16 protein-coding genes and 2 riboswitches are annotated in these 22,106 nt (G+C 40.5%); of the genes, 12 read left to right on the forward strand and 4 right to left on the reverse strand.

Annotated elements, in window-relative coordinates:
- Positions 1-37: 37 nt before the first annotated feature.
- The 12 genes from ABJL82_RS02270 (at position 38) to ABJL82_RS02325 (ending at position 16,343) form a co-directional block, all read left to right on the forward strand.
- Complete coding sequence (locus tag ABJL82_RS02270) at positions 38-2,527, forward strand: DNA internalization-related competence protein ComEC/Rec2 (RefSeq protein WP_347273068.1); 2,490 nt, start codon at positions 38-40, stop codon at positions 2,525-2,527.
- A gap of 82 nt (positions 2,528-2,609) precedes the next feature.
- Positions 2,610-2,689, forward strand: a riboswitch (cyclic di-GMP riboswitch).
- Positions 2,690-3,451: 762 nt separating this feature from the next.
- A riboswitch (cyclic di-GMP riboswitch) is annotated at positions 3,452-3,531 on the forward strand.
- Positions 3,532-3,865: 334 nt separating this feature from the next.
- Positions 3,866-4,795 (forward strand): tetratricopeptide repeat protein, encoded by a 930-nt coding sequence (locus ABJL82_RS02275; RefSeq protein ID WP_347273069.1) that lies wholly within the window; start codon positions 3,866-3,868, stop codon positions 4,793-4,795.
- 2 nt (positions 4,796-4,797) lie between these two features.
- The gene (locus ABJL82_RS02280; protein WP_347273070.1) at positions 4,798-5,331 is read left to right on the forward strand and encodes a CvpA family protein; all 534 of its coding nucleotides are present in this window, start codon (positions 4,798-4,800) and stop codon (positions 5,329-5,331) included.
- A gap of 316 nt (positions 5,332-5,647) precedes the next feature.
- Positions 5,648-6,607 carry a tRNA (adenosine(37)-N6)-dimethylallyltransferase MiaA gene (gene miaA / locus ABJL82_RS02285; RefSeq protein ID WP_347273071.1) on the forward strand — a complete coding sequence of 320 codons (960 nt, stop codon included), beginning with the start codon at positions 5,648-5,650 and terminating at the stop codon, positions 6,605-6,607.
- A 55-nt stretch (positions 6,608-6,662) separates the two neighbouring features.
- Positions 6,663-8,432 carry a pilus assembly protein PilM gene (gene pilM / locus ABJL82_RS02290; RefSeq protein ID WP_347273072.1) on the forward strand — a complete coding sequence of 590 codons (1,770 nt, stop codon included), beginning with the start codon at positions 6,663-6,665 and terminating at the stop codon, positions 8,430-8,432.
- A 334-nt stretch (positions 8,433-8,766) separates the two neighbouring features.
- Positions 8,767-9,672 carry a hypothetical protein gene (locus ABJL82_RS02295; protein WP_347273073.1) on the forward strand — a complete coding sequence of 302 codons (906 nt, stop codon included), beginning with the start codon at positions 8,767-8,769 and terminating at the stop codon, positions 9,670-9,672.
- 14 nt (positions 9,673-9,686) lie between these two features.
- Positions 9,687-10,481, forward strand: coding sequence for a hypothetical protein (locus ABJL82_RS02300; RefSeq protein ID WP_347273074.1), 795 nt, complete (start codon positions 9,687-9,689; stop codon positions 10,479-10,481).
- A 55-nt stretch (positions 10,482-10,536) separates the two neighbouring features.
- Positions 10,537-13,071, forward strand: a complete 2,535-nt coding sequence (locus tag ABJL82_RS02305; RefSeq protein WP_347273075.1) for a hypothetical protein — start codon at positions 10,537-10,539, stop codon at positions 13,069-13,071.
- 157 nt (positions 13,072-13,228) lie between these two features.
- Positions 13,229-13,975 (forward strand): GspH/FimT family pseudopilin, encoded by a 747-nt coding sequence (locus ABJL82_RS02310; RefSeq protein ID WP_347273076.1) that lies wholly within the window; start codon positions 13,229-13,231, stop codon positions 13,973-13,975.
- A gap of 14 nt (positions 13,976-13,989) precedes the next feature.
- Positions 13,990-14,361: a prepilin-type N-terminal cleavage/methylation domain-containing protein gene (locus ABJL82_RS02315; protein WP_347273077.1), complete on the forward strand. Its 372-nt coding sequence runs from the start codon at positions 13,990-13,992 to the stop codon at positions 14,359-14,361.
- Positions 14,362-14,424: 63 nt separating this feature from the next.
- Positions 14,425-15,003 (forward strand): prepilin-type N-terminal cleavage/methylation domain-containing protein, encoded by a 579-nt coding sequence (locus ABJL82_RS02320; RefSeq protein ID WP_347273078.1) that lies wholly within the window; start codon positions 14,425-14,427, stop codon positions 15,001-15,003.
- Positions 15,004-15,032: 29 nt separating this feature from the next.
- Complete coding sequence (locus ABJL82_RS02325; RefSeq protein ID WP_347273079.1) at positions 15,033-16,343, forward strand: pilus assembly PilX N-terminal domain-containing protein; 1,311 nt, start codon at positions 15,033-15,035, stop codon at positions 16,341-16,343.
- 167 nt (positions 16,344-16,510) lie between these two features.
- On the opposite strand, the gene ABJL82_RS02330 is transcribed toward ABJL82_RS02325, so the two are convergent.
- The 4 genes from ABJL82_RS02330 to ABJL82_RS02345 form a co-directional block, all read right to left on the reverse strand.
- Positions 16,511-18,319, reverse strand: a complete 1,809-nt coding sequence (locus ABJL82_RS02330; RefSeq protein WP_347273080.1) for an ABC transporter ATP-binding protein — start codon at positions 18,317-18,319, stop codon at positions 16,511-16,513.
- Positions 18,320-18,520: 201 nt separating this feature from the next.
- Positions 18,521-18,838, reverse strand: a complete 318-nt coding sequence (locus ABJL82_RS02335; protein WP_347273081.1) for a hypothetical protein — start codon at positions 18,836-18,838, stop codon at positions 18,521-18,523.
- A 143-nt stretch (positions 18,839-18,981) separates the two neighbouring features.
- A complete protein-coding gene (locus ABJL82_RS02340) occupies positions 18,982-20,283 on the reverse strand; it encodes a hypothetical protein (RefSeq protein WP_347273082.1) in 1,302 nt (433 codons plus the stop codon).
- 210 nt (positions 20,284-20,493) lie between these two features.
- Positions 20,494-22,038, reverse strand: a complete 1,545-nt coding sequence (locus tag ABJL82_RS02345; protein ID WP_347273083.1) for an SLC13 family permease — start codon at positions 22,036-22,038, stop codon at positions 20,494-20,496.
- Positions 22,039-22,106 lie beyond the last annotated feature (68 nt).

A 22,106-nucleotide genomic window follows, 5' to 3' on the forward strand; every position in this document is an offset into this window, starting at 1 on the left:
AAAGCGTTGCCGTTATTAATTTGCCTTATACAAAAATATGCAAAGACCTGTCATTCCCATTACAATTTTATTTCTCTGCGGTATTTACCTTGGATCTCAGACAAAAATCCCCCTTTCCTTAACCCTTGGAATATGTCTGTTCTTCTGGATAGTATGTTTTTTCACCTTATTTTTAAACAAAAGTTGCGTATTCCTGCTGCCATCGTTGTCTGTTTTTATCATTATCCTTGCCGTTGCCTACTTCGATTGCCGTAATGATTTTATCCCACGCAATCACATTGAACACGCGCTGGGTACGCAAAAATCTTTACTCCGCATAAAGGGAGCAATTGTCAAACCTCCCATTATTTTGGAGGTAAACGCACATAATAAACTATTTCTGAATCGCCAATCAAATACCTTTGGGGAAAAATCTCACCATAAAATATCCTTCATACTGCAGGCAAAAGAAATGAAAACCGTATCCGGATGGGAAGAAATATTTGGACACATCAAGGTTACCGTATACCTGCAGGACGAGGAATCGGTTTCAGGCATCACATTACAACAATTAGTCTACGGCCAACGAGTGGAATTGCTTGGTCACGCATATCTTCCCAAAACACCAGGCAACCCCGGAGAGTTTAACTATGAAAATTATCTAAAGAGGCAAAAACCGTCTATTAATTCCTTAATGACCATACTACACATAAATAACATAAAAATAGCAGACCCCGCGTCCCGCAGCCGGTTTTATAGTTTTATATACGCTTTAAGAAATTACTTAAACAACATCATTTACACTCACGCTTTCAGTAATAGTGCTCCGTTAATCAGCAGCATGTTATTAGGCAACAGGGCGGGGGTATCGGTAGAAACAATTGATACTTTTGCAAAAACAGGGATCATTCACTTCATAGCCATCAGCGGTTTCCATGTAGGAATAGTAATAGTTACCGCGCTGTTGCCGCTGCGCGCCCTGGGCGTCAATCAAACGGCGACCATAGGTATAATAGTGTTCGTTACCATTTTATATGCACTTTTAACGGGCTTTAACCCACCGGTGCAACGTGCGGGCATCATGGCCATTGTTTTCTTTTGCGGCTATTTGGTGCATAGGCAATGGGACATCACCAGCAGTATTTTTACGGCAATATTATTTATTCTCCTGCAAAATCCATCAGACCTTTTCAGCATTGGGTTTCAGTTGTCAATCATGGCAACGATGGGCATTGTTTATGGTGCGCCAAAGATTGAGGCAGTGTTATTTAAGACTGCTTTGTTTGTAGAAAAATTACAGGCGTCTGAAGAACGAGGCAGGTTGTTTTTTATAAAAAAATATGTACGTAAACTCTTTTGCGTCTCTCTGGCCGCGTGGATTGCCACCCTGCCACTCACCGCATATTACTTTCATCTTTTCACGCCATACGTATCCGTAATAAGCATCATAGTGTTTCCCTTATTCTGGGTTATCATTGTCAGCGGGATTGTTTTATTACTCTTCGGGACCATATTTCCTCCATTCGCTTCAGTTTTTGCATGGCTGGCGTCTGTTGCCGATATCGGATTGGAATCAATTGTTTCAACGTTGTCTTTCCTGCCGTATTCCCATTTTTATGTGATTGGGCCTTCTTTAACAGGGATTTTCGCCTATTATTTGCTGCTCTTCTTCCTTCTTTATCGCACGTATTTATCAATACACTATGTTCATATTGTACTATGGGGGCTGATAAGCGCTAATGTTCTCACCTTCTCCGGTATAATAAAATTCAGGCCACATGCTTTAAAAGTGACCTGCTTAGATGTTGGGCATGGCGCGGCCCTATTTATTCAATTCCCCAACGGGAAAAATATCCTGTACGATGCAGGTACATGGCACAATTATGATGTGGGAAAACAAATCGTTGCGCCTTTTTTATGGAGTGAAAAAATCAAAAAAATCGACCTGGTAATTTTATCCCACGAACACAATGATCACTGGAGCGGTTTGCCTTCAATCATTGAAAGATTCAATGTAAAACGAATGTATTCACAACCATATTTTTTCCAATCTGAAATAGGCCATATAATACTCGAACGTCTCCGTAAAAAAAATATTCACACCGCAGCGCTTTCCCATGGATTAGAGATAAAAGGTTTTGAACCCGCAACGGTAAAGATACTCCATCCCTCTTTTTCCCCTTCATCTTCTTTATCAACAAATGATAATTCCTGCGTAGTGAAGATTGAATATTCCGGGCATTCCATTCTTTTATGTGGTGATATTCAAAAGCAAGGGATAAACACGCTCTTATCAGAACAGCAGGCAGTCAGGTCAGACATTGTACAGATACCGCATCACGGCTCTTATTCCGTAAACTTGCCGCAGTTTATCAATAGGGTTCAGCCGTCATATGCTTTTATCAATTCGCAGCATAATACGGTATCCCACATGACAACTAATACATTAAATGATTACCATGTCGTAACAACGCAAACGCATCGGGATGGGGCTATAACATTTTTACTAAACAAGAATGGCATAATGTACTCTACTCACAAAAATTAATCCCTGACAATAAAAGCATTACAGTTTTTTGCTTGATTTGTTTTTTTGTTTGTGATAGAAGCTAAGGGTAAGTACCAGACAATTTGAAAAAAGGCAAACCAACCGTGAGGTTGGGACGCAAAGCCATGGGTCTTTCTTAAAGAAGAATGCCAGGTTGCCAGATTTAGCGTAAAAGGAACTTTTGCTTTGTTAAAAGGTAAGGCTATTTTATTTTTTGCAAAGTAAAAAAAATGCTAAGGCCCATGCGTCAGATATTCAGTCTGCCATGGGTCTTTTTTTATGGTTGAAGGAGAGAAGGATATTTAGCGTGTAATTGTTTCAGATTTTTGTAACACTTTAGTCTTTTGAAAAACTCCAACAATGTAGCGAGACGAAGTTCGTCGCATCAAAAAAAGCAGTGCGATAAGGAATAGGGTCTACGCAAGACAAAGCGACGAACCTGGTTGCACTACAAATGATCATATCCAGTTTCAAAAGACTAAAGTGTTACGATTTTTTGGTGAAGAAATAACCTCCACCCCACCCCTGCCCCTGTGGTAGGCCAGGCATACTTGCCTGGCATTACGATGACAAGCGTAAACGTTTGTTATGCCAATAAGGGGAATTGGGAAAGTCCTCTCTTGGGAGACCACCCCTTAGTCCCCTCCCGGGAGGGGACTAAGGGGTGGGTAAAAACAAAAGCCGTTGGTTTTTTATCTTTAAAATCCAACCGGATTAACATCTACAACAGAACAAAGCCGCCGCCAAAGGCAAGCTGATTCAGCCCTGGTTCTCAAACCGGAATCAGGGAATGAGCATTTTTACTTCTTCAAAAGACTAAAGCGTTATGATTATTTACCGATTACTTCCAATAACTGCAACTAACGGATAAGGAGATGAAACATGCTTGTAAAAAAAATATAATGTAACTAAAAACAAAAACAATTTGAAAAAAGGCAAACCAATCGTGAGGTTGGGACGCAAAGCCACGGGTCTTCAGGAGAGAAGAATGCCAGGTTACCAAATTCAGTCGGTAAAAGATTTTATTTAACGTTCTTAACATATCTTGCATAGCTTTTGTATGCTTCGGCGCAGGTATTGCAGTGGTAATAATGCATTCGTCAATGCCTGCTCTATGAACTTTAAATAATACGGTATTTACCTTCTCATTGTGTAACGAAGACCCGGACGTAAGATGCCAATATCTGCACCGGGTCTTTTTTTTTGATGAAAGGAGGTTTTTCCGCAAAATGATTTTAATATGCTGCTGAATACTATTAAATCATACCGGTACGGCAGCAAGTATACTGCATACTTTTAGGCAAATTTTTTTACTACTCTATTACCATGTCTACCACAATGAACAAGAAAACATTAGCACGAAAATTGTTTGCGGAAGGGAAAAAATATGACCGCCTTTTCCCAAATTCGGAACAAGCAATAGATGCTTACAAACAAAGCCTTAAGAATGATAGTGCCTTCACTGATGCCTATGTAAAACTGGGATTTATCTACCTTGCCAGAAACGATTACGGCGAGGCGCTCCATTATCTGCAAAAAGCAGCCTCATTAGAACCTGATAATGCAGAAACACTTAACAACCTTGGCTATGTTTATGAAAAAATATTTCGGTTTGCCAGTGCAAAACGAATGTACAAAAAAGCCTTAACAATAAATCCTGAAAATATTGAGGCGCTGGTTAACATCGCTAAAATTCTGGAGTTGGAAGGTAACTACAACGGAGCAGCAGAACAATATAAAAACACTATCGCACGCTACCCTGACGCCATTTTCCCGCATTTCTGCCTGGCAGTTCTCTATGATACGCATGATATGTTTGACGATGCGATAAGAGAATATGAACTTGTTTTGGAAAAAGACCCTCATTATGTAAAGGCACTGTTTAATCTGGGAAGTCTTTACGCCCAATTAGGGAATAGCAATGAGGCTATCATGCTTCTGAAACGGGCTTCTGAATTGAATCCGCATGAAGTAATAATCCTCAACAAACTGGGGGAAATGTATTTATTCATTTCAAATTATTCTGCCGCAGAACAAGCCTTAAAACAATCCATTGCATCAAACCCGTTTCAGGAGGAGGTACAGGTGCGTATTATACAAGCTCAATATTTACAGTACTGTTCAAATCCCGAAACAACAAAAAAAGAGGAAATTATCCTAAGAATCCATTTTGTCCTCTCATTGTATTCCTATAATAAAACGTGCCGGGAAATTTTAAACGCTTTGAATAAGCAATACCATTTTGGCGAGTTCAGAGGGGATTTTTAAAAATGAATTGGATTGATATAATACTATCTGTAGTTCTTTGTATTTCGGTTATTTTTGGCTTTGTTGACGGACCAATATGCCAAATTCTTAGAATCTGCAGTTTGTTTCTCTCTTTTTGTGTGGCGCTTTTTTACCATGCAGTCGTAAGCAACATTTTTTGCAATGTGTTTTCGGTTTCATTGCACAATGTATTAAGTTATTTCATCCTGTTCGGCCTTGCAGCGCTTATAACCACTATTATTGCAGATTTTCCCAAAAACATGATCGACAATTTGAAAATGGGCGGTTGGTATAATGTATTGGGCGCAGTATTAGGATTTGTTAAAGGGACAATCCTGTGTGGTGCAATCATATTCGGTATCCTCAATTTGTGCTCCAAGCCGGCATACGAAATGGTTTGCACCTCGAAAATAGCGACGGCAATGGGAAATGGAATGAAAAATGTAGCATCAATTACCTCAAATAATTTTTCTAACCCCCTGAAGAAAAACAGAGGGTCAGACAATGCAAAAATGGCAAAAGGTACGGAATTTTAAATTAGTTTGGGTTTGGTAGCGACTTTGTTCTGTTATTACTCTTAATGTAGAGACGCATTGCATGCGTCTCTCTGTTATGTCAACGTTTTCATTACGTGCAGCAGTTTCCATACGCATGCAATGCGTCTCTACAAAAATATTGAAATTCCTAAACGTTAAATCAGGCTGGGTTTTAAAAGATAAAACGAATTTTGTAAACAAGCCGGAATTACATTTATTTTGCTTATTATAAATCATTTTGTATAATGCTGTTACGGTTTTCACCTTAAAAATATAATAAAAACATCCTGGCTTTTAATAACAGAAAAATAATTGCATGTCACATAAAATCTGCATACTCACAGGCCCCACCGCAAGTGGAAAATCGCAAATTGCCATAAAAATAGCTGAAAAAACCGGGGCAGAGATTGTTTCCGCGGACTCTATGTTAATTTATCGCGGCATGGATATTGGCACGGAAAAGCCCTGCGTTGAGGTAAGAACCAAAATTCCCCATCATTTAATAGATATTAGGGACCCGTGGGAAGAGTACAGTGTAGGAAATTATATAAAAGACTTTGAAATCGTCACGAATAATCTGTATGAGCAGGAAAAACCCTTCATTGTTGTTGGCGGCACGGCGCTTTATCTTAAAGCGATCATGGATGGCTTATTTGATGGCCCTCCGGCAAATTGGGAATATCGGAACCGATTAAAAACAATCGCAAAAGAACAAGGAACAGAGTATTTATACCATATGCTTGAAACAATTGATCCAAAGACCTCCAGCCGGCTACATTCCAATGATCAGCGAAGGATAATCAGGGCGCTTGAGGTTTTTCAACAAACGGGGGCAAGCATTTCTTCTTACCAAACCCAGTTCGGGAATAAAAATCCAAAATACCACTGCATTGTGGTGGCGATTATGCATGATCGCAAAGAATTGTACCGGCGTATAGAATCACGTGTGGATGATATGTTTTCGCGGGGTCTTGCCGATGAAGTGAAAACCTTGATGAGTAACCCCCTGGGATTAAGCAAACAAGCCTCTCAAGCGCTTGGATACAAAGAGGTTATTGATTTACTGAGAGGGAATTATTTGCTTCCGGATGCAGTCAATGCAATCAAACAAGGCACCCGCCGGTTCGCAAAAAGGCAAATGACCTGGTTTAGAAGTTTCTCCGATATTCACTGGGTCACAGCAGATTTACCCGAAAATGCCGATTTCCTTGCAGAAAGCATCCTGGATTACTTTGCTCTGAAAAATCCTGCACTGAACAAAACTTTTGCTTGCTGAAAAGACATAAAATATCTTTTTGAAGATTGTACCCACAAAGCACACCGAGTCCACGATGAAAAAAAGCGCAAAAATGAGGTTTTTACCGGGCAATATGAAAATGATGCATTTATTAAAATTACGAAAACATGCTGATACCTGCAAACCTGCTTCGCAAAAAAGGACATCCTTCTTTAAACAGCACAATACAAAAACAGTATTGGGGCTGGATATTGGCGATAATGCATTAAAAGCGGTAAAGATTAGTAAAAAAAATAATGAAGTAACCGTTGTGGACTTTGATATCATTGAATACCCTACTGCCCTGCCAAATCCAAAATTACTGGAATCTCATTACATCAGAGATGCAATTAAAACCTTTCTCTCAAAGCATGCTTTCAGCAAAAAAACGGACGTCGTAGTCTCCGTTCCAGGACAGCTTGCCTTGTCAAGATTCAGCACTATTCCTTTTGTGAGCAAAAAACAATTAAAACGTCTTGTCCATTTCGAGGCGCAACAGCAGATACCGTTTGATCTTGAAGGCGTTGTGTGGGATTATCATCAATTATCCGGACGAACGCCAAATGAAGAAGGCATCGAAATTGGATTTTTTGCGTCAAAACGGGAAACACTCAATTATATCATAAACAATATCTCTTTCCCGGAGTTCAACCTGACCAGCATACTTATTTCACCGTTAGCAATATATAATCTGGTCCTTTTCGATCAACACGTAAAAGGCCCAACCATCATCGTCAACAGAGAAGAAGAAAATACCGACCTTATCATTATTGATGACGCGCACTTTTGGCTGAGAACTATTCCATTGCATGAGGTAAATGCAGATTTTGTGAAAGAAATACAAAGGTCTCTGGAATATTATAAATCCTTGAGTAAAAGCACAGACTCGGTCAATTTCGAAAAACTCCTGCTTGTCGGGAATAAATCAAATGATCCGTTATTACAAAAAACCATTCAGGACAATTTCACCTATAATGTTGAATTATTAAATACTTTAAATAACATAAGAATTTCCAGCACAGTTGACCAAGCCCTTTTCTCCGGTAATTGTGCTTCATTAAGTGTTGCACTGGGGCTAGCCCTTCAAGGCGCCGGACTGGGAAAAACAGCGATTAATTTACTGCCCAAAGAGCGAATATTAGCCGCACAGATAGCGAAAATGAAACCCTATGCAGTTGCAGCCCTTGGATGTTTTGCGTTGTTAGTAGCCATTCAATACGTTGGGCTTCGCTCCCATATTTCCAAATTCAACAACGCACGAAATTATCACCAGGCGATTCTGCAAAATGTGAAAAACCTTGAAAACACTTATAAAAAAACGGATAAAATTTTCAATGAAAAAAAATCCGAACTGGAATTCATATCATCCATAGACCCCGCGCGATTTTTTTGGATTGAATCAACTGAAAAATTACTGGCGTCGATTCCAGACAATGTCTCAATAAACTCCCTGCAATCTTCATGGATAGACCCTGATGCGTTAAATATCGGCGAAGGCAAGGTGAAGAAAAATCAAAAGGATGGCATAGTGAAAAAATGTCTTCTTATGGGCATAAGAGGAGAAAGCAGAGAACCTGGCATACGTTATATCGAAGAGCATGTCTTGCAACCGATTAAGAATCTAGCGCTTTCCGGACAAAAAGTCGCGGCATTTAAAAATATTGAACTTGTCCCCAACTCCTGCCGTCAGGTATATTCTGAAACCGACGCAACGGAGTGTATCAGCTTTGAAATACGGTGGCTGGTAAAATCACAGGAAGAAATTATCACAGAATCGGAAAAAATGGACTTACAGGAAGAAAAAAATAATTCCAGCGGTATGTAAACTATGTCTCATTTGCACCTGAATCTTAAAGCGTAAAAAGCGCATAGTGTTTTGTATGTAATTTATGATAACCATGGAATGAATTATGGGATAATCAGCAACAATTTAGTTTTTTTAAACCGTAGGGGCGGAGTATATAAACGGTTGCTGCTCGTTCCTCACTTGAAATCTCTAAGCCCGCTAAGCACATAAAAAAAGTTGTGCGATAAGGAATAGGGTCTACTCAAATAGTGCGACGAACCTCGTCGCACTACAAATGACAATTTCCAGTTTCAAAAGACTAAAGTGTTACATAAAATCAGGTTTTTAAAAAAATAAATGGGAAAAATATTGTATGGATTCCGGCATAAACGACAATCTCGAAGAAGGTGAAAAACATAAGAGAACCCTTTTTTCATCCCTGTACAATTTCTGGGCAATTATTGGCGCTGTTTTTCTTGCGATGGTAATTGTTCTTTTTGTTTTCAACTACTCTCTTTTAAAACAACACGCTACTATTCACCACGACCTGGAAAATATGTCATCCATGCTTGAGAGGTATGCCCTGTCAAAAATTACTTATAATAGCAAATGGATACGGGCAAAAGAGGCAGAGACGGATAAATATAATGATGAAATTGAAAAGTGCCGCGCCCTGATATATCGTATGGATAGTCAATTGGAAACATTTTTCTTAAATAACATTCCCGGAAAGGGCATAGTAAAGATTGAAGATGAAGCCTTATGGAGACATGAATATTTAAAAAGGGTTTCTCAGTTATTTGCAAAATTAGAAGAAAGCGCTATCGGCTTTAATGGATCCGCCTTGCCATTTCATGATTGGGGAGCCACTATTCCCACATGGGATGAAATCCTGCCCGAACAAAAAAGATTCTGGATACTTGAAGCGCTGGTTAACGCACTTCTTAAAAATACGGGTGTAATAAATCTGGAAAAAATCTCTTTCAAAACTGCGCCTAACAACAAAGACGATACCTACCTGCCGCTTTATTCCACTATCCCCTTAACTATTTCATTAGCGCTTGAAGCAGAACGTTTACCATTTTTATTGAATGAACTTCTTACTGCCAGTATTCCCTTTGTTATTGAAAATATAAACATTGAAAGCACCGGCAAAAAAACAGTCGGCATAAATTACAGAAAAAGCGACGGCAGTACGATAGAAAATCAGGATACTTTCACGGCAGTACCAACAATCTCTATTCTTATTGATGCATATGTGATTGACTTTAAAACATAAAGAGCAAACATTTTTTGAGTACGATGGATATAAAAAATTTACAGATTAAGCATAGCGGAAAATGTATTGCAGGCATCATGGTGTTTTGTCTTTCTTATACGATGTTTCACACATTTGTTCTGTTAAATGCAAAAACACATAAAATGGTATTCTCTCTGGAATCGTCTTCCGGCGCAATTGAAAGAAAACTTTTGACAAGCAAACCGCCTGAAGTGGAAATATCATTGGCAAATGCACGGGAAATGGAATTGCGTTTTACCGCGCTCCCCCAACCAAAAGTATTGGAACGGGCGTTTGTTTTTACTCCATCAATAAAAGACCGCCGTGAAGGTATTACTCTCAGAGATTTGCTAAAAAAAAGACACTATCAGGACGCTTCCCGTCTGACGGTAACGGAAAAAGGTGATACGGAATTCATTTATAAAGGCGGCACAGAAGACCTCGTCTTGATTCAGGTGAGAAAATTATACCAGGACGTTTGGAAAGAAAACAGCTTTACTGTTTCAAAAGGAATGCCTATCGGTGAAAAAATGACCATCGGGAAAGAAACGATATCTTTTGATACCCGATGCAAACTTGTGGAAATTATCCCGTCAGCTCAAAAACCGATTATCATAAAAAGACGCATTCTTCAACAAAATGAGAAAGGCGAATTTGTAGGAACAACCATTAGGGAAGAACCGCATATGATTACATCATCCAGTATCTTATTTAAAAACAGGGATGGGGAACTGTATAGCCTTTGGGCGGGAGAATTGATAAATTTAGGGACAGAAACGGTATCAACCAGTTCTTCTGAAATACAATGACAGGCAATATGTCAAAAATTCTATATACATCACGCAGGTAAAGGGGAAAAACTACATGAAAAATGCCTTTCTGTTTACTATCTTTGTTCTTATGTTTTTTGGGTCATTAAAAACAAATCAAACATGGTCGCAAGATAACGATAGCGCTGAAAATAACACATTTCTCACAGACAATTATTATCTTAAATCCGCAAAAAAACACCTGGAATTAAATGATTACCAAATGGCCCTTAATGAGCTAACGCTTGCTATTTTATTAGACCCAGGCAACATGGAAGCGCTAGCACTTAAAAATGAAGCAATTTCACGCCTCAAAGGAAATACCGTCTTGCCAGAAACAGCGAAGGCGGCAACATCCGTTCCTGCAAAAACAACTGATACATCAGAATTGTTGAAACTAGCACGTGCTGCAGCAGAAAACAACTGCTACGATGACGCTATAGCACTGATAGAACAGGTGCTTGAAACAGAACCTGACAATAAAAGAGCCTTGTACTTTAAAAAGAGGCTGATGGAAATAAAACAAGAAGCACCCACTGTGACGCCGGAGAAAAAAGACCCTTCAGTCACAAAGGGAGACGCAGAAGAAGCGATAGACGGAAGCGTCAAAAACGAACGGACCGAATTGCTGAATAAAGAAGGAGAAACCACTTCCACACAAACTGTTTCCGCTGCTGCCAAAAATAAGGAACTATTGCAAATGCCCTATGAAGAAACCCTGGAAATTGCCGAAACACTTTCCGGAGATACGATTACCGGACAGAAACAATATGCTTTAGGTTCTATAGAAAACAGAAGGCATCTGGAACAAGAACTCGATGAAATAGAACCTTACAACGAAGAAGCTTTGTATTACAAAGAAAAGGTAAATAAAACAAAGCACAAATCGAATTATGAAAATCTTAAAGCAATCTATTCGCAGGAAAAGCTACGAAGCAAGGAATATCTCAAGGAATCATCTGTTCCCTACCAGGATATTATTCGTTTCCCAGATCAAAAACAGTGGGACGGTATTTCAAACCGCAAACTCCCTGAATTATCAGCATCGGTAAAGGAAAACAAGGCCAGGACTGAACTCCTGAGAACAATACCCAATCCCACAGAAATACAATTTTCACAAAAAATTGAAGACGCCTTAAACACCATCATCTCCTTTGAATTTATTGATACATCATTAGAGGACGTCATTGCATTCATTCGGGAGAAAACAAACATAAATATGGTATTTGACGCAGATACAGGACATGTTCCCATTACGTTAAGATTAAACGAAGTGTCCGTAAAAACCGCGTTGAACTACTTGCTTCCGAAAGGATATGAGTATCTCGTTGAAGGCGACATATTACATATATACAAACAGAAAATGGAGCTGCGGGTTTATGATGTAAGAGATATATTAATCAACCTCGACGATAAAGAGCCCCTGGAATTCGATATCACTGCCGCAACATCCAGCCAGTTAAGTATGACAAGGGGCGAGTCTGTCAGGGTAAGAGACCCTTCCGAAAGAGTATTGGATTTAATAGAAATGCTTGTTACAGCAATCGAACCCTCTTCCTGGTCTGCCAATGCCGGAATTATTGGAAATCCTACTACTGGAGTACAACGAAGCATCCGGACAAGCGGACAGGGAGAAGGCAGCATTACCGCCCGAATGGGGCAACCTGGAGATTTGGTCGTAGTGAACACAGCGTTCATTCATAAACAAATTGAAGACGTGCTGGCGTCGCTCAGAACTTCTCAAAATCTGCAGGTAAATATAGAGGCGCGTTTTATCACCGTAACGGATGAGTTTTTAGAGGATATCGGAACAGATATCACACGGTTTTTCAGTGATAATACATCCGTCAGTACAGGTGCGGCTGATATTGCCGGAGACTTAGGCAGTGGCATAGACCTCAACTTTGCCATATTCGGAAATTCTGCATTAAAAGGTTTTTTGAAGGCGGTGCAGGAAAGCAAAGGGTCGGAAGTGCTCACCTCGCCGCGAATAACACTTTCAAACACGCAGCGCGGGAATATTGCCGTCCTGCAAACCAGAAATTATATTCAGAGCACCACAGTTGAAGACGGGATAGTCACTCCGGTTATCGGCACAGTGCCGGAAGGCACAACGTTTGACGTAAGGCCTATCGTAAGCGCGGACAGAAAATTTGTCTACCTGGAAGTAACCCCTTCGGTCTTTGCTATTGAAGAAATAGAATCCTTTACGTTTAGCGGATTATCAGAAGGGGTGAGTGTTGGTGGAGGCGACGGCACCACTTACATACCTCCCGAACAGACAATACAGCTTCCCAAGGTAAATGTTTCCCAGGTGTCTGTGACCGTATATGTGCCGGATAAAGGCACACTCATGATTGGGGGACTGGGTTCTCTCAGTAATAAGGATGAGACAAGCGGAGTTCCGGTATTATCCAAAATACCCATCATTAAAAGACTGTTTACCCGTGATCAGAAAACACGAAATAAATCGAATCTCATCATCTTGCTAAAACCAACAATCATCATTAAGGAGGAACAGGAAAGGTTTCTCCGGCTAACAAATGAAAAATCCTATATACCGTCTGTTTCAAAGACGAAAAGACAGTAGATGCTGAAGATTTTCAGTAACTTCTCAACATTTTTTTTAGTCGGCAGTCTCCAGTCCTCAATCTGCAATTTGCCGACTGCCGATTGTAGATTGCCGATTGCAAACCTGTCCCAGCGGGTTCAGGTTTGCAACCTGAACCTAGGAGTTTATGCGTGTAATGGGGTCATGTACTGCGGTAAAAACCCTGTTTGGCATCTGGGATTTATTTGTCATTTTTCTGCTAATAGAAGGCGGGATTGGAAGCATAAAACGTTTGGTTCAGGTTACAAACCTGAACCCGCTTGAGGTAATTATTATGCAAAACCAAAAAGGGTTTTCTCTTATCGAACTGATAGTTGTCATGGCTATCATGGGCATTGCCGCCGGGATAGCAGTGCCCGTTTATAATAATATGAAACCGCAAATAAGGCTGAATGGTGCGGCAAGGCAGGTAATGGGGGATCTTATGTGGGCAAGGATGAGAGCTATATCGGAGAACAATAACTATGTTATTGCTTTTGGCGAAGCCGGTCCAACATTAACCAATGATACCTATTATATTTACGATGACAACGATAATGACTTCAGTTCTGTTGGTATTGAAGCGGATGAATTAGTAAAAGAAGTTGTTATTCCGGATAAATATAAAGATATGGGATATGGCTATGCTTCCGGTATTAAAAAGACAGACAACACAAATACCCTAACAGGAGATGCTGTGACATTTAATTCTGGAGGTGCATCAAAACCAATTTGGTTTAATTTTAAGCCTAATGGTTCTCCCAATATTACAGGCACAATTTATCTGATTCCGGACGAGGATGAAGCCTCCGGAAGAAAAGACAGATCACGTGCTCTATCCGTAAATCAAACAGGCCGTATAAAATCATGGCGTTATAATATGGCGTCAAATTTGTGGGAATAGTGAGGATAAAAAATATGATCGATCCTCATGATAATGCAGGTTTTTCTTTAATCGAAATAATGATTTCTATCGCAATCATTGCCATTGGTCTGTTTGCAGTAATGAGTGTACTTATCATAGTAGTAAAAGGGAATGCCCACAGCAACAAGTCAACTACAGCGATGACTTTAGCTCAGGATAAGTTAGAAGACCTCAGGAATATGGATTATGATCAAATTACCGGCACATACACCATATACAATAATCCAGACTATTATCTGGAAGCAACTGTTGATAATGACACTCCTATCGTAAACACAAAAACCGTATCGGTAAGCGTTTACTGGAATCCGGGAACAAGTACTTCGGTACACAAGGTTCAATTAAACACTATTATTGCTCAATAGTACCTTGTCAGTAATTTTTTTGCATTTTTTGGCAAAATATTTAATTGTGAAAGAGGAATTTTAATGTCTGTTTTTCGCAACGATAATAAATATGGCTTTACGTTAATTGAATTATTAGTAGGACTTGTCCTTACTGTTATTATTCTGGGTATAGCGGTCAAGTTACTTACTTTACTGCGGAAAGCATTTAGTGTACAGGAGCAGGTAAGCGAGATGCAGCAATATATCCGGTCATCCATGGATGCAATGAGCAGGGAAACAAGGATGGCAGGATACAATCCAACAGGAACAAGTTCTTTTTATATAAGTGTCGCCCAAACGGGAACAATTACGATTCGTGCAGATTTTGACGGCAGCGGCACAATTGCTGGCACGGAAACCATTACCTATGCGTATGATCCGGTAAATAGCCAGATTGACAGAACTGCAGGAGGCTCCGGAGCGCAGCCATTTGCAGAAAATATCGGAGGACTTGCCTTTTCATATTATGATGGCGATGGGGCAACAACCGCCATCCTCTCAGACATTCGGAAAATAAAAATCACAATAACGGGAAGAACCAAAAATATTGATCCAACATACAAAGATTATAAATATGCAACCCTGACGTCTTTTGTAACTCCTAAAAACCTTGATTATTAAAATACACAATAATATCAGGAGTAAAGTTTATGAATACAGAACAGAAGGTTAATGCCTCAACAATAGTTTCTCCGCTTAAAAACGAAAAAGGTATTATACTTATCGCTATCCTGATATTGATAGCCATCTTGGCAATAATAGGCAGCCTTGCGGCTATTACAACCACTACAGACCTTAAGATCAGCAGTAATTACAAAACGGGGGTAACGGCATTTTATGCCGCAGAGGCGGGCATTAACGAGGCAAGGAGCCGGCTGCGCGGCTCACCATCCGATAATTATTATGCCGGCGACCCAGTTCCATACAACGCATCATGGTCTGCATATATTTTAACATACGGCACTTGGACGACCTCCAGCGACCCCGATTTTGATGCCAATTATGCCAATTATATTCCAACTGCAACACAAACCACCAATACCAATATCGTTGCCAATAGTCTTCAATCAAACATTTCATATTGGGTGAATATCCGGCACAAAAAAGAATCTGATTTATTTGCCGCCGAGGCGTACACAGATAACGGCAGTGGTGCTGATGATATTATTTATTATGGGTACATTACGAGTACTTCCACAACGTTAGAACAATTTACAACAAATAGTCCTGATCTTTCCAGATGTGCGCCAATAGAAATTATTCGATCCTACGGGATAAGCGGAAATAGTATTAAAGGTATTAATATTCAGGCAAAAAAGGTACTAGGACCACCTATTGTAGCTGCCGTTTACGGGAATAGCGTCACCATAGGTGGTACTAGTGTAGAAGTTGTTGGAAATGATGCTACCTGTGGCAGCGCTAAAGGGCATTCTGATCTTGTTGCAGTGGGTTATGATACTTCATATATTCAGAATGGTCTCCCAGCGCTTACCTCCAATGTGGCACAAACAAAGGATGTGGGTGAAATAAATTGTACGACGTATGTAGACGCTTTGGAACCAACCAAGACAATTACCCTGACAGAAGAACCGCCTAACAACTATACTTTCGGTAATGGCTCAAATTACGAAATTGTATACTGTGATGCAACGCAATTAACTACTCCAAGTGATGGAACTTTAGATATGCAGGGCATAACAGGATATGGCACATTAATTGTGAAGGGTAATGTTTCCTTTAGCGGTAATTTAGACTGGTATGGTCTTATAATAGCAACTGGAAATGTTGAATTTGCAGGTGGTGGCTCTAATGTCCAAAATGTGCATGGAGCTGTTTTGGGTAGCAATGTTACGCAATTACAAGGAAGCGTAAATATCCAATACGATTCGTGCGAAATAGAAAAAGCAAATGCAAATAACAGATATTTAACTTTCAGATGGAAAGACAAAACCTTTGATTAGTATGGACGGAATTTCGTGGACTCCATGCTTAGTTATTTAAATTAGACTGCCTTTGGCGGCAACTTTATTCTGTGGTTGATGTTAATGTAGAGACGCATTGCATGCGTCTCTGGTGCGGCAATATTTTCTTTACGCACAGCAGTTTTCCAGACGCATGCAATGCGTCTCTACATTAACCGGGATTCCACAAATTTTCCCTTCAAAGAGAGTTTATAGAGTTGACGGTAAAGGCTGTCTTTCTTTAATAATTCCTCATGGGTTCCTTCTTCTATAATTTCTCCCCTGTTTAATTCAATTATTTTATCACAATGAAGTATGGTTGATAGCCGGTGGGCAATTAAAATAGATGTTTTGCCTTTTGTAATTTTATGCATCGCTTCCTGGATAAAAACTTCTGAAATTGGGTCCATGCTGGAAGTCGCCTCGTCCAGGATGATAATTTGAGGGTCGTACAGAATAATCCTTGATAGTGAAATAAATTGCCGCTCCCCTACCGAAAGATTTGCCCCCCGCTCAGATATTTTCGTATCCAACCCATCTTGCATTCGGTTAATAAACGGCATTAAACCTAAAGAATTAATTATAGACAACAATTCGGAATCATCCATGTGCCTGAACAACGTAATATTTTCCCGCAACGTGCCCGAAAATAAAAAAACATCCTGACTTATATATCCAATCATGTACCGCAACCCAATCTTCTCAATTTTTTTAATATCAATCCCATCAATAAAAATCGCCCCCTTCTGAATTTCATAAAACCGTGTCAACACATTGGCAATAGACGTTTTGCCGCTTCCGGTTACGCCTACTAACGCAACTGACTGGCCGTGTTTTACCTGAAAAGAAATATCCTTCAATACAAAATCGCTGTCGTTATAAGCAAACCAGACATTACGAAAGAGTATATCTCCCTTAAATTCTCTTTTGGGGATTTCCCTGTAGGGATGTGCAATCCTATACTCCGGTTCCTGCTGTTCTTCCATTAAACCGAATACACGCTCCGAAGAAGCCATCGCCCCTTGAAAAATGTTATACTTCTCAATTATATCCCTTATCGGATCAAACAAATTTTGAACATACGTCAGAAATGTCACTAAAACTCCCAAAGTAAGAACACCATCCAGGTATCTCATTCCTCCATACCATAAAATAATGGCAATGGTAAAGCCGCTCACCATGTGGATTGATGGCTGAAAAATCGCAAAGTATGTAATGTACTTTGCTTGTTCCTTCAAATGGTCATTACTGATTTCTCCAAATATCTCATAATTCTTCCCTTCCCGGTTGAAAAGTTGTATCACTTTCATCCCGGTAATATTTTCATTAAGATAAGAGTTTATCTGCGCCAGTTTGCGGCGTATTTCACGAAACGAATTTTTCATACGGGCGCCGAACCAGCATGCCAATATTATCATTATTGGAAATGCCAAAAGACTCAACAACCCAAGCTGTACATCCAGGAGAAACATTGCGACAATAATCCCCGCTATTATGAACAGGTCTCCTATTACGGTGATAACACCCACAGAAAAAAGCTCGCTGATGGAAGCAATGTCATTTGTCAACCGCGTAACAATTCTGCCCACAGGATTTTTGTCGAAAAACGAGACTGGCAATGAGTGGATGTGGCGAAAGAGTTCCATGCGCATGTCCATTGTTACTTTTTGCCCAATCATTTGTAAATTATAGCTCTGAATTACTATTAACAATAGCCGTACCGTTTTCATTCCAAACAACGCAATTGCCACTTTGTATAATAGCGATATATCCCCATTGACAATACCATGGTCAATCGCATAACCAAAAAGATACGGTCCCATTAAAAAAAGAATTGTGCCTGCAATAACAATGAAGAGCGATAATATGCCCAATGCCTTATAGCGTAAAATATAAGACAACAGTTTTCTTATCACAACCCTGTTAAAACCCCTCGTTGGCGTCTTGTCTTTGCTGAAATAGTCTGTATTTTGCATATTCACATATTGCTTTTAAATAAAATATTTTGTAACAATAAATTAGGCATTCGGCAAGGGGTATTGGACTACACCCCACCCCTTCCCTCCCCGTTTACGCTGACCTTTATCCACACCAAACACCGTGGGTTCAGGGGGGCGGGATGGCGTAGGGGCAAAATTGTTTACGAGGAAGAGGAATATGTTTGAAAATGGCATACATTATGTTTTTTTATCCGCTCTATCGTTGCTTCCGTTCCCTTCATGTCCAAACGTTGCCTTGCCTGCTGAAAACTGGCGATGCTTTCTGCCGCAGGAAGGTTCTGTATGCCTTGTTGCATGCAGCTTATTCAGCGCCTTACGACAGTTCCATTCCTGAAGTTTGCCGTTGGAGGAACACCAGTTGAGCCACTCGCACACCTTCCGCGATAGGGCCCGCCTGGAAATGCCCGGCATCTCGGCAATCACTTTACATATTCGCTCAAGTATTCCAATAGAAAATTCTTGTCCACATATTCTCCTAGTGAACAGTATAAACATTTTCACTCCCGGTGTTAAGCGCGTATTATGATCGGGTTTGGAGGGGGGGTAGAGGGGAGGATTGAAATTTAGCATTTCTGATTTCACCATTTGTTTTTGACTGGCTTAATAGAATAAACCGGATATTTTCTTATCATCTGCGATTAAAGTATTTTTTCAATCTGCTTTTTGATATTTCTTGCTTTGGTAGCAAGATGATAATGATGTTCCGGTGAGAATCTTTCTATGGCTTCAGCAATCCGTTCCAGGCATTCCATAGCAAACAGATAAACCCCTTTTCTCGGCGCTTCGTGTCCAACGCTTTCAACCCATACTTCACAAGATGATATTCGTACCTGCGCCTTGAGGGCAAGAAGTATTAAATAATGATCCAGAGGTGAACGCATTTGATGTTCTTCGTTTTTGCTTTCTTTATCCTGACGGAGATAGTCCCGTTTCAGGCTTTCAAAAAGGTTATGTACAAAAGGCTTAAGCAGACTGTAAACCGGATCGTCTTCAAAATCCTTGCGGTAAAATTCCGAATCGTCAAAGGACGATTCATGTGTGAATTTATTCCAATCGCGCAGTTCTGGCAGGGAACTAGCCCACGGTTCGGGTGGCTCTTCTTCCATTTCTTCGTAATGAAGGTCGACGCCCCTGACTTCATAATCTTCATCACCATCCTCGTCTTTTATGTCCGGAATCCATGAAATGTCTAAAAACCTTTCCGGGTGTTCGGGGTTGAAGGCTGCGTCCCTCTTTTTCATCAGTTCATAAGCGATGAACTGTTTTTCCATCATCTTATCCCTTTGTGCGCTTTCTTCCATCATAAGTTGCATACCTTTTTCAAGGCTTGCCACTGAAAGTCCTTCAGCGTCAACCACGGCAATAAGGGGTTCTTCGAGCCTGGCTTGTTCCAGGTAATAATCCAGCCAGCATTCAGGCGACCACGATGTATCGGCCTCCGGTTCACTGGGTCTTATTCGTCTATTTTCCCTGAAACCTTCAAGCATATTAAGGAAAATTTGAAAGTCTGGCGCAATTCTCGCTATGTCGCTAAGGAAACGGACGCCGGATTGGGATTTTTGGGAGGAAAGCTTGTCCATCTTTGACAGGACGTTACTTAGTAAATTGATTGCGTCTTCAACATCATCCCGGAGATAATAAGCCAATATGCTATTTATGCCTTCTTTTAACGCCTGTAAACTTTCTATGATTATTGCGACATTTTCACATTCTCTGCTCTTGGATATATCTTCCTCAAGGCGGTTGAAAACACATGGTATGAGGAACATCAACCGGTCAAGGCCAGGGAGACGGCCGATTCCGTCCCGCGGGTCATCCGGGTCATGGAAAATATTTTCATCTGCCTTGCGGAAGAAATTATCGAGTTCGGCAAAAACATCCCTTGTTTTTGATATCTCTGTAAGCACTTGTTTGTAATCTGTCATATTTTGTCTATTCATCTGTATCAAATATTTTGTTCATAATATTTTTTATACTCTCAGAAAATTCTTCCGCAAATTTAACAAATTCAACGGAATCTTCAAAATACAATTCTATAAATTCCATTATGAAAAGGCATAATAATCCCAGAGATTCCCTTTTAGTTTATGAGTTTATGAGTTTTCAACCTTTTGTCAAAGATGTTCTCCTTAAAAATCTCAACAGCAGCCTTATTTTTTCATTGCCCATGCAGGTGTTTCCGAAAGCGCCACGCCGAAAACGGGGATGGCTGCCAGATAGATAAGCGCTGTTATCAATGCCACGCCGAATAGGTTAAGAACAAGGCCGGTTTTAGCCATCATTGGTATTGTGACCTGGTCACTGCTGAATATAATGGCATTGGGCGGTGTTGCAACCGGAAGCATGAACGCACAAGATGCAGAAAGTGTTGCGGGGAGCATTAAAGCAAAGGGATGTATGTTAAGCGTTACTGATAAAGCGGCGAGTATGGGCAGGATCATTGTTGTTGTCGCCGTATTTGACGTAATTTCAGTCAGAAAGGTTATTAACAAACAGATAGCGATAATCATTGCTACGATAGGGAGAGTGCCTAAATCCACCATATTGCTGCCAATCCAATCGGAGAGGCCGGTAACCATGAATCCCTTTGCCAGCGCAAAACCGCCGCCAAAAAGAAGTAAGATTCCCCATGGAAGCTTTACCGCAGATTCCCAGTCAAGCACAAATTCTCTTTTTTTAAGATCGACAGGAAGAATAAACAGGATGATTGCAGCAAAGATTGCAATTGTTGAATCGTGTACGTGGTTGTCCAGCCCAAAGTAGCTGGACCAGCCTGGAATGTTCAAAGAACCCATGGCAATATCCTTCCGGAATATCCATGCAAGGCAGGTAAGTATAAATACAAGCAGCGTGTATTTCTCTCCCTTATTCAGGTTTCCTAATAACGCAAGCTCTTTATCAATTATGTTTGTATCAGCGTTCCCCGTTTTCCGTTCAGGGGGGAAAGCCCAAAAGGTAAGATACCACCATGTTAAGGGAATAAATGCACATACAAGGGGAATGCCAACCTTCATCCATTGAAAAAACCCAATCTCCGGCGCATGGGGAAACAGGATTTTTAACTGACCGGCAAAGACGATATTTGGCGGTGTTCCAACAAGCGTCCCTATGCCGCCAATATTTGCGCTGTAAGCAATACCCAGCATCAATGCAGTGCCAAACCGTGTTTTACTCTTCTGGTCATGTTCATTCCCGCAAAAATGGGCAATCAACGCCATCCCGATGGGAAGCATCATCATAGTTGTGGCCGTATTGGAAATCCACATGGACAAAAAGGCTGTCGCTATCATAAAACCAAGTACAAGCTGTCTCGGTTTATTGCCAATTATCTTTATAATAGAAAGGGCAATGCGCCGGTGCAGGTTCCATTTCTGCATGGATATTGCAATACAGAATCCGCCGAGGAAGAGGAATACCGCGTCTTCCGCATAGGGCATTGCAACTTCCCTGCCATTCATAATCCCCAGGATCGGAAACAGGGCCAGAGGCGCCAAGGCAGTGACAAAGATGGGGAGCGCTTCCGATATCCACCAGCACACCATTAACAAGGTTACTGCGGCGGTTTTTTGGGCAAGCGGGGACATACCTTCCGGCGCCGGCATGATAAGCATGATAAAGAAAAATACCACGCCAAGTCCAAAGCCAGCAATACGTTTGAAAGGATAAGAATAGTCGTAGTCTTTTTTTATTTTCATTTTGTGTAACTATTCAGCGTAATCTATTAAACTACCGAAGCACAAATCGTTTCCAAATTCATGTTTGG

This window comes from Candidatus Kuenenia sp., assembly GCF_039794105.1.
GTDB lineage: Bacteria > Planctomycetota > Brocadiia > Brocadiales > Brocadiaceae > Kuenenia.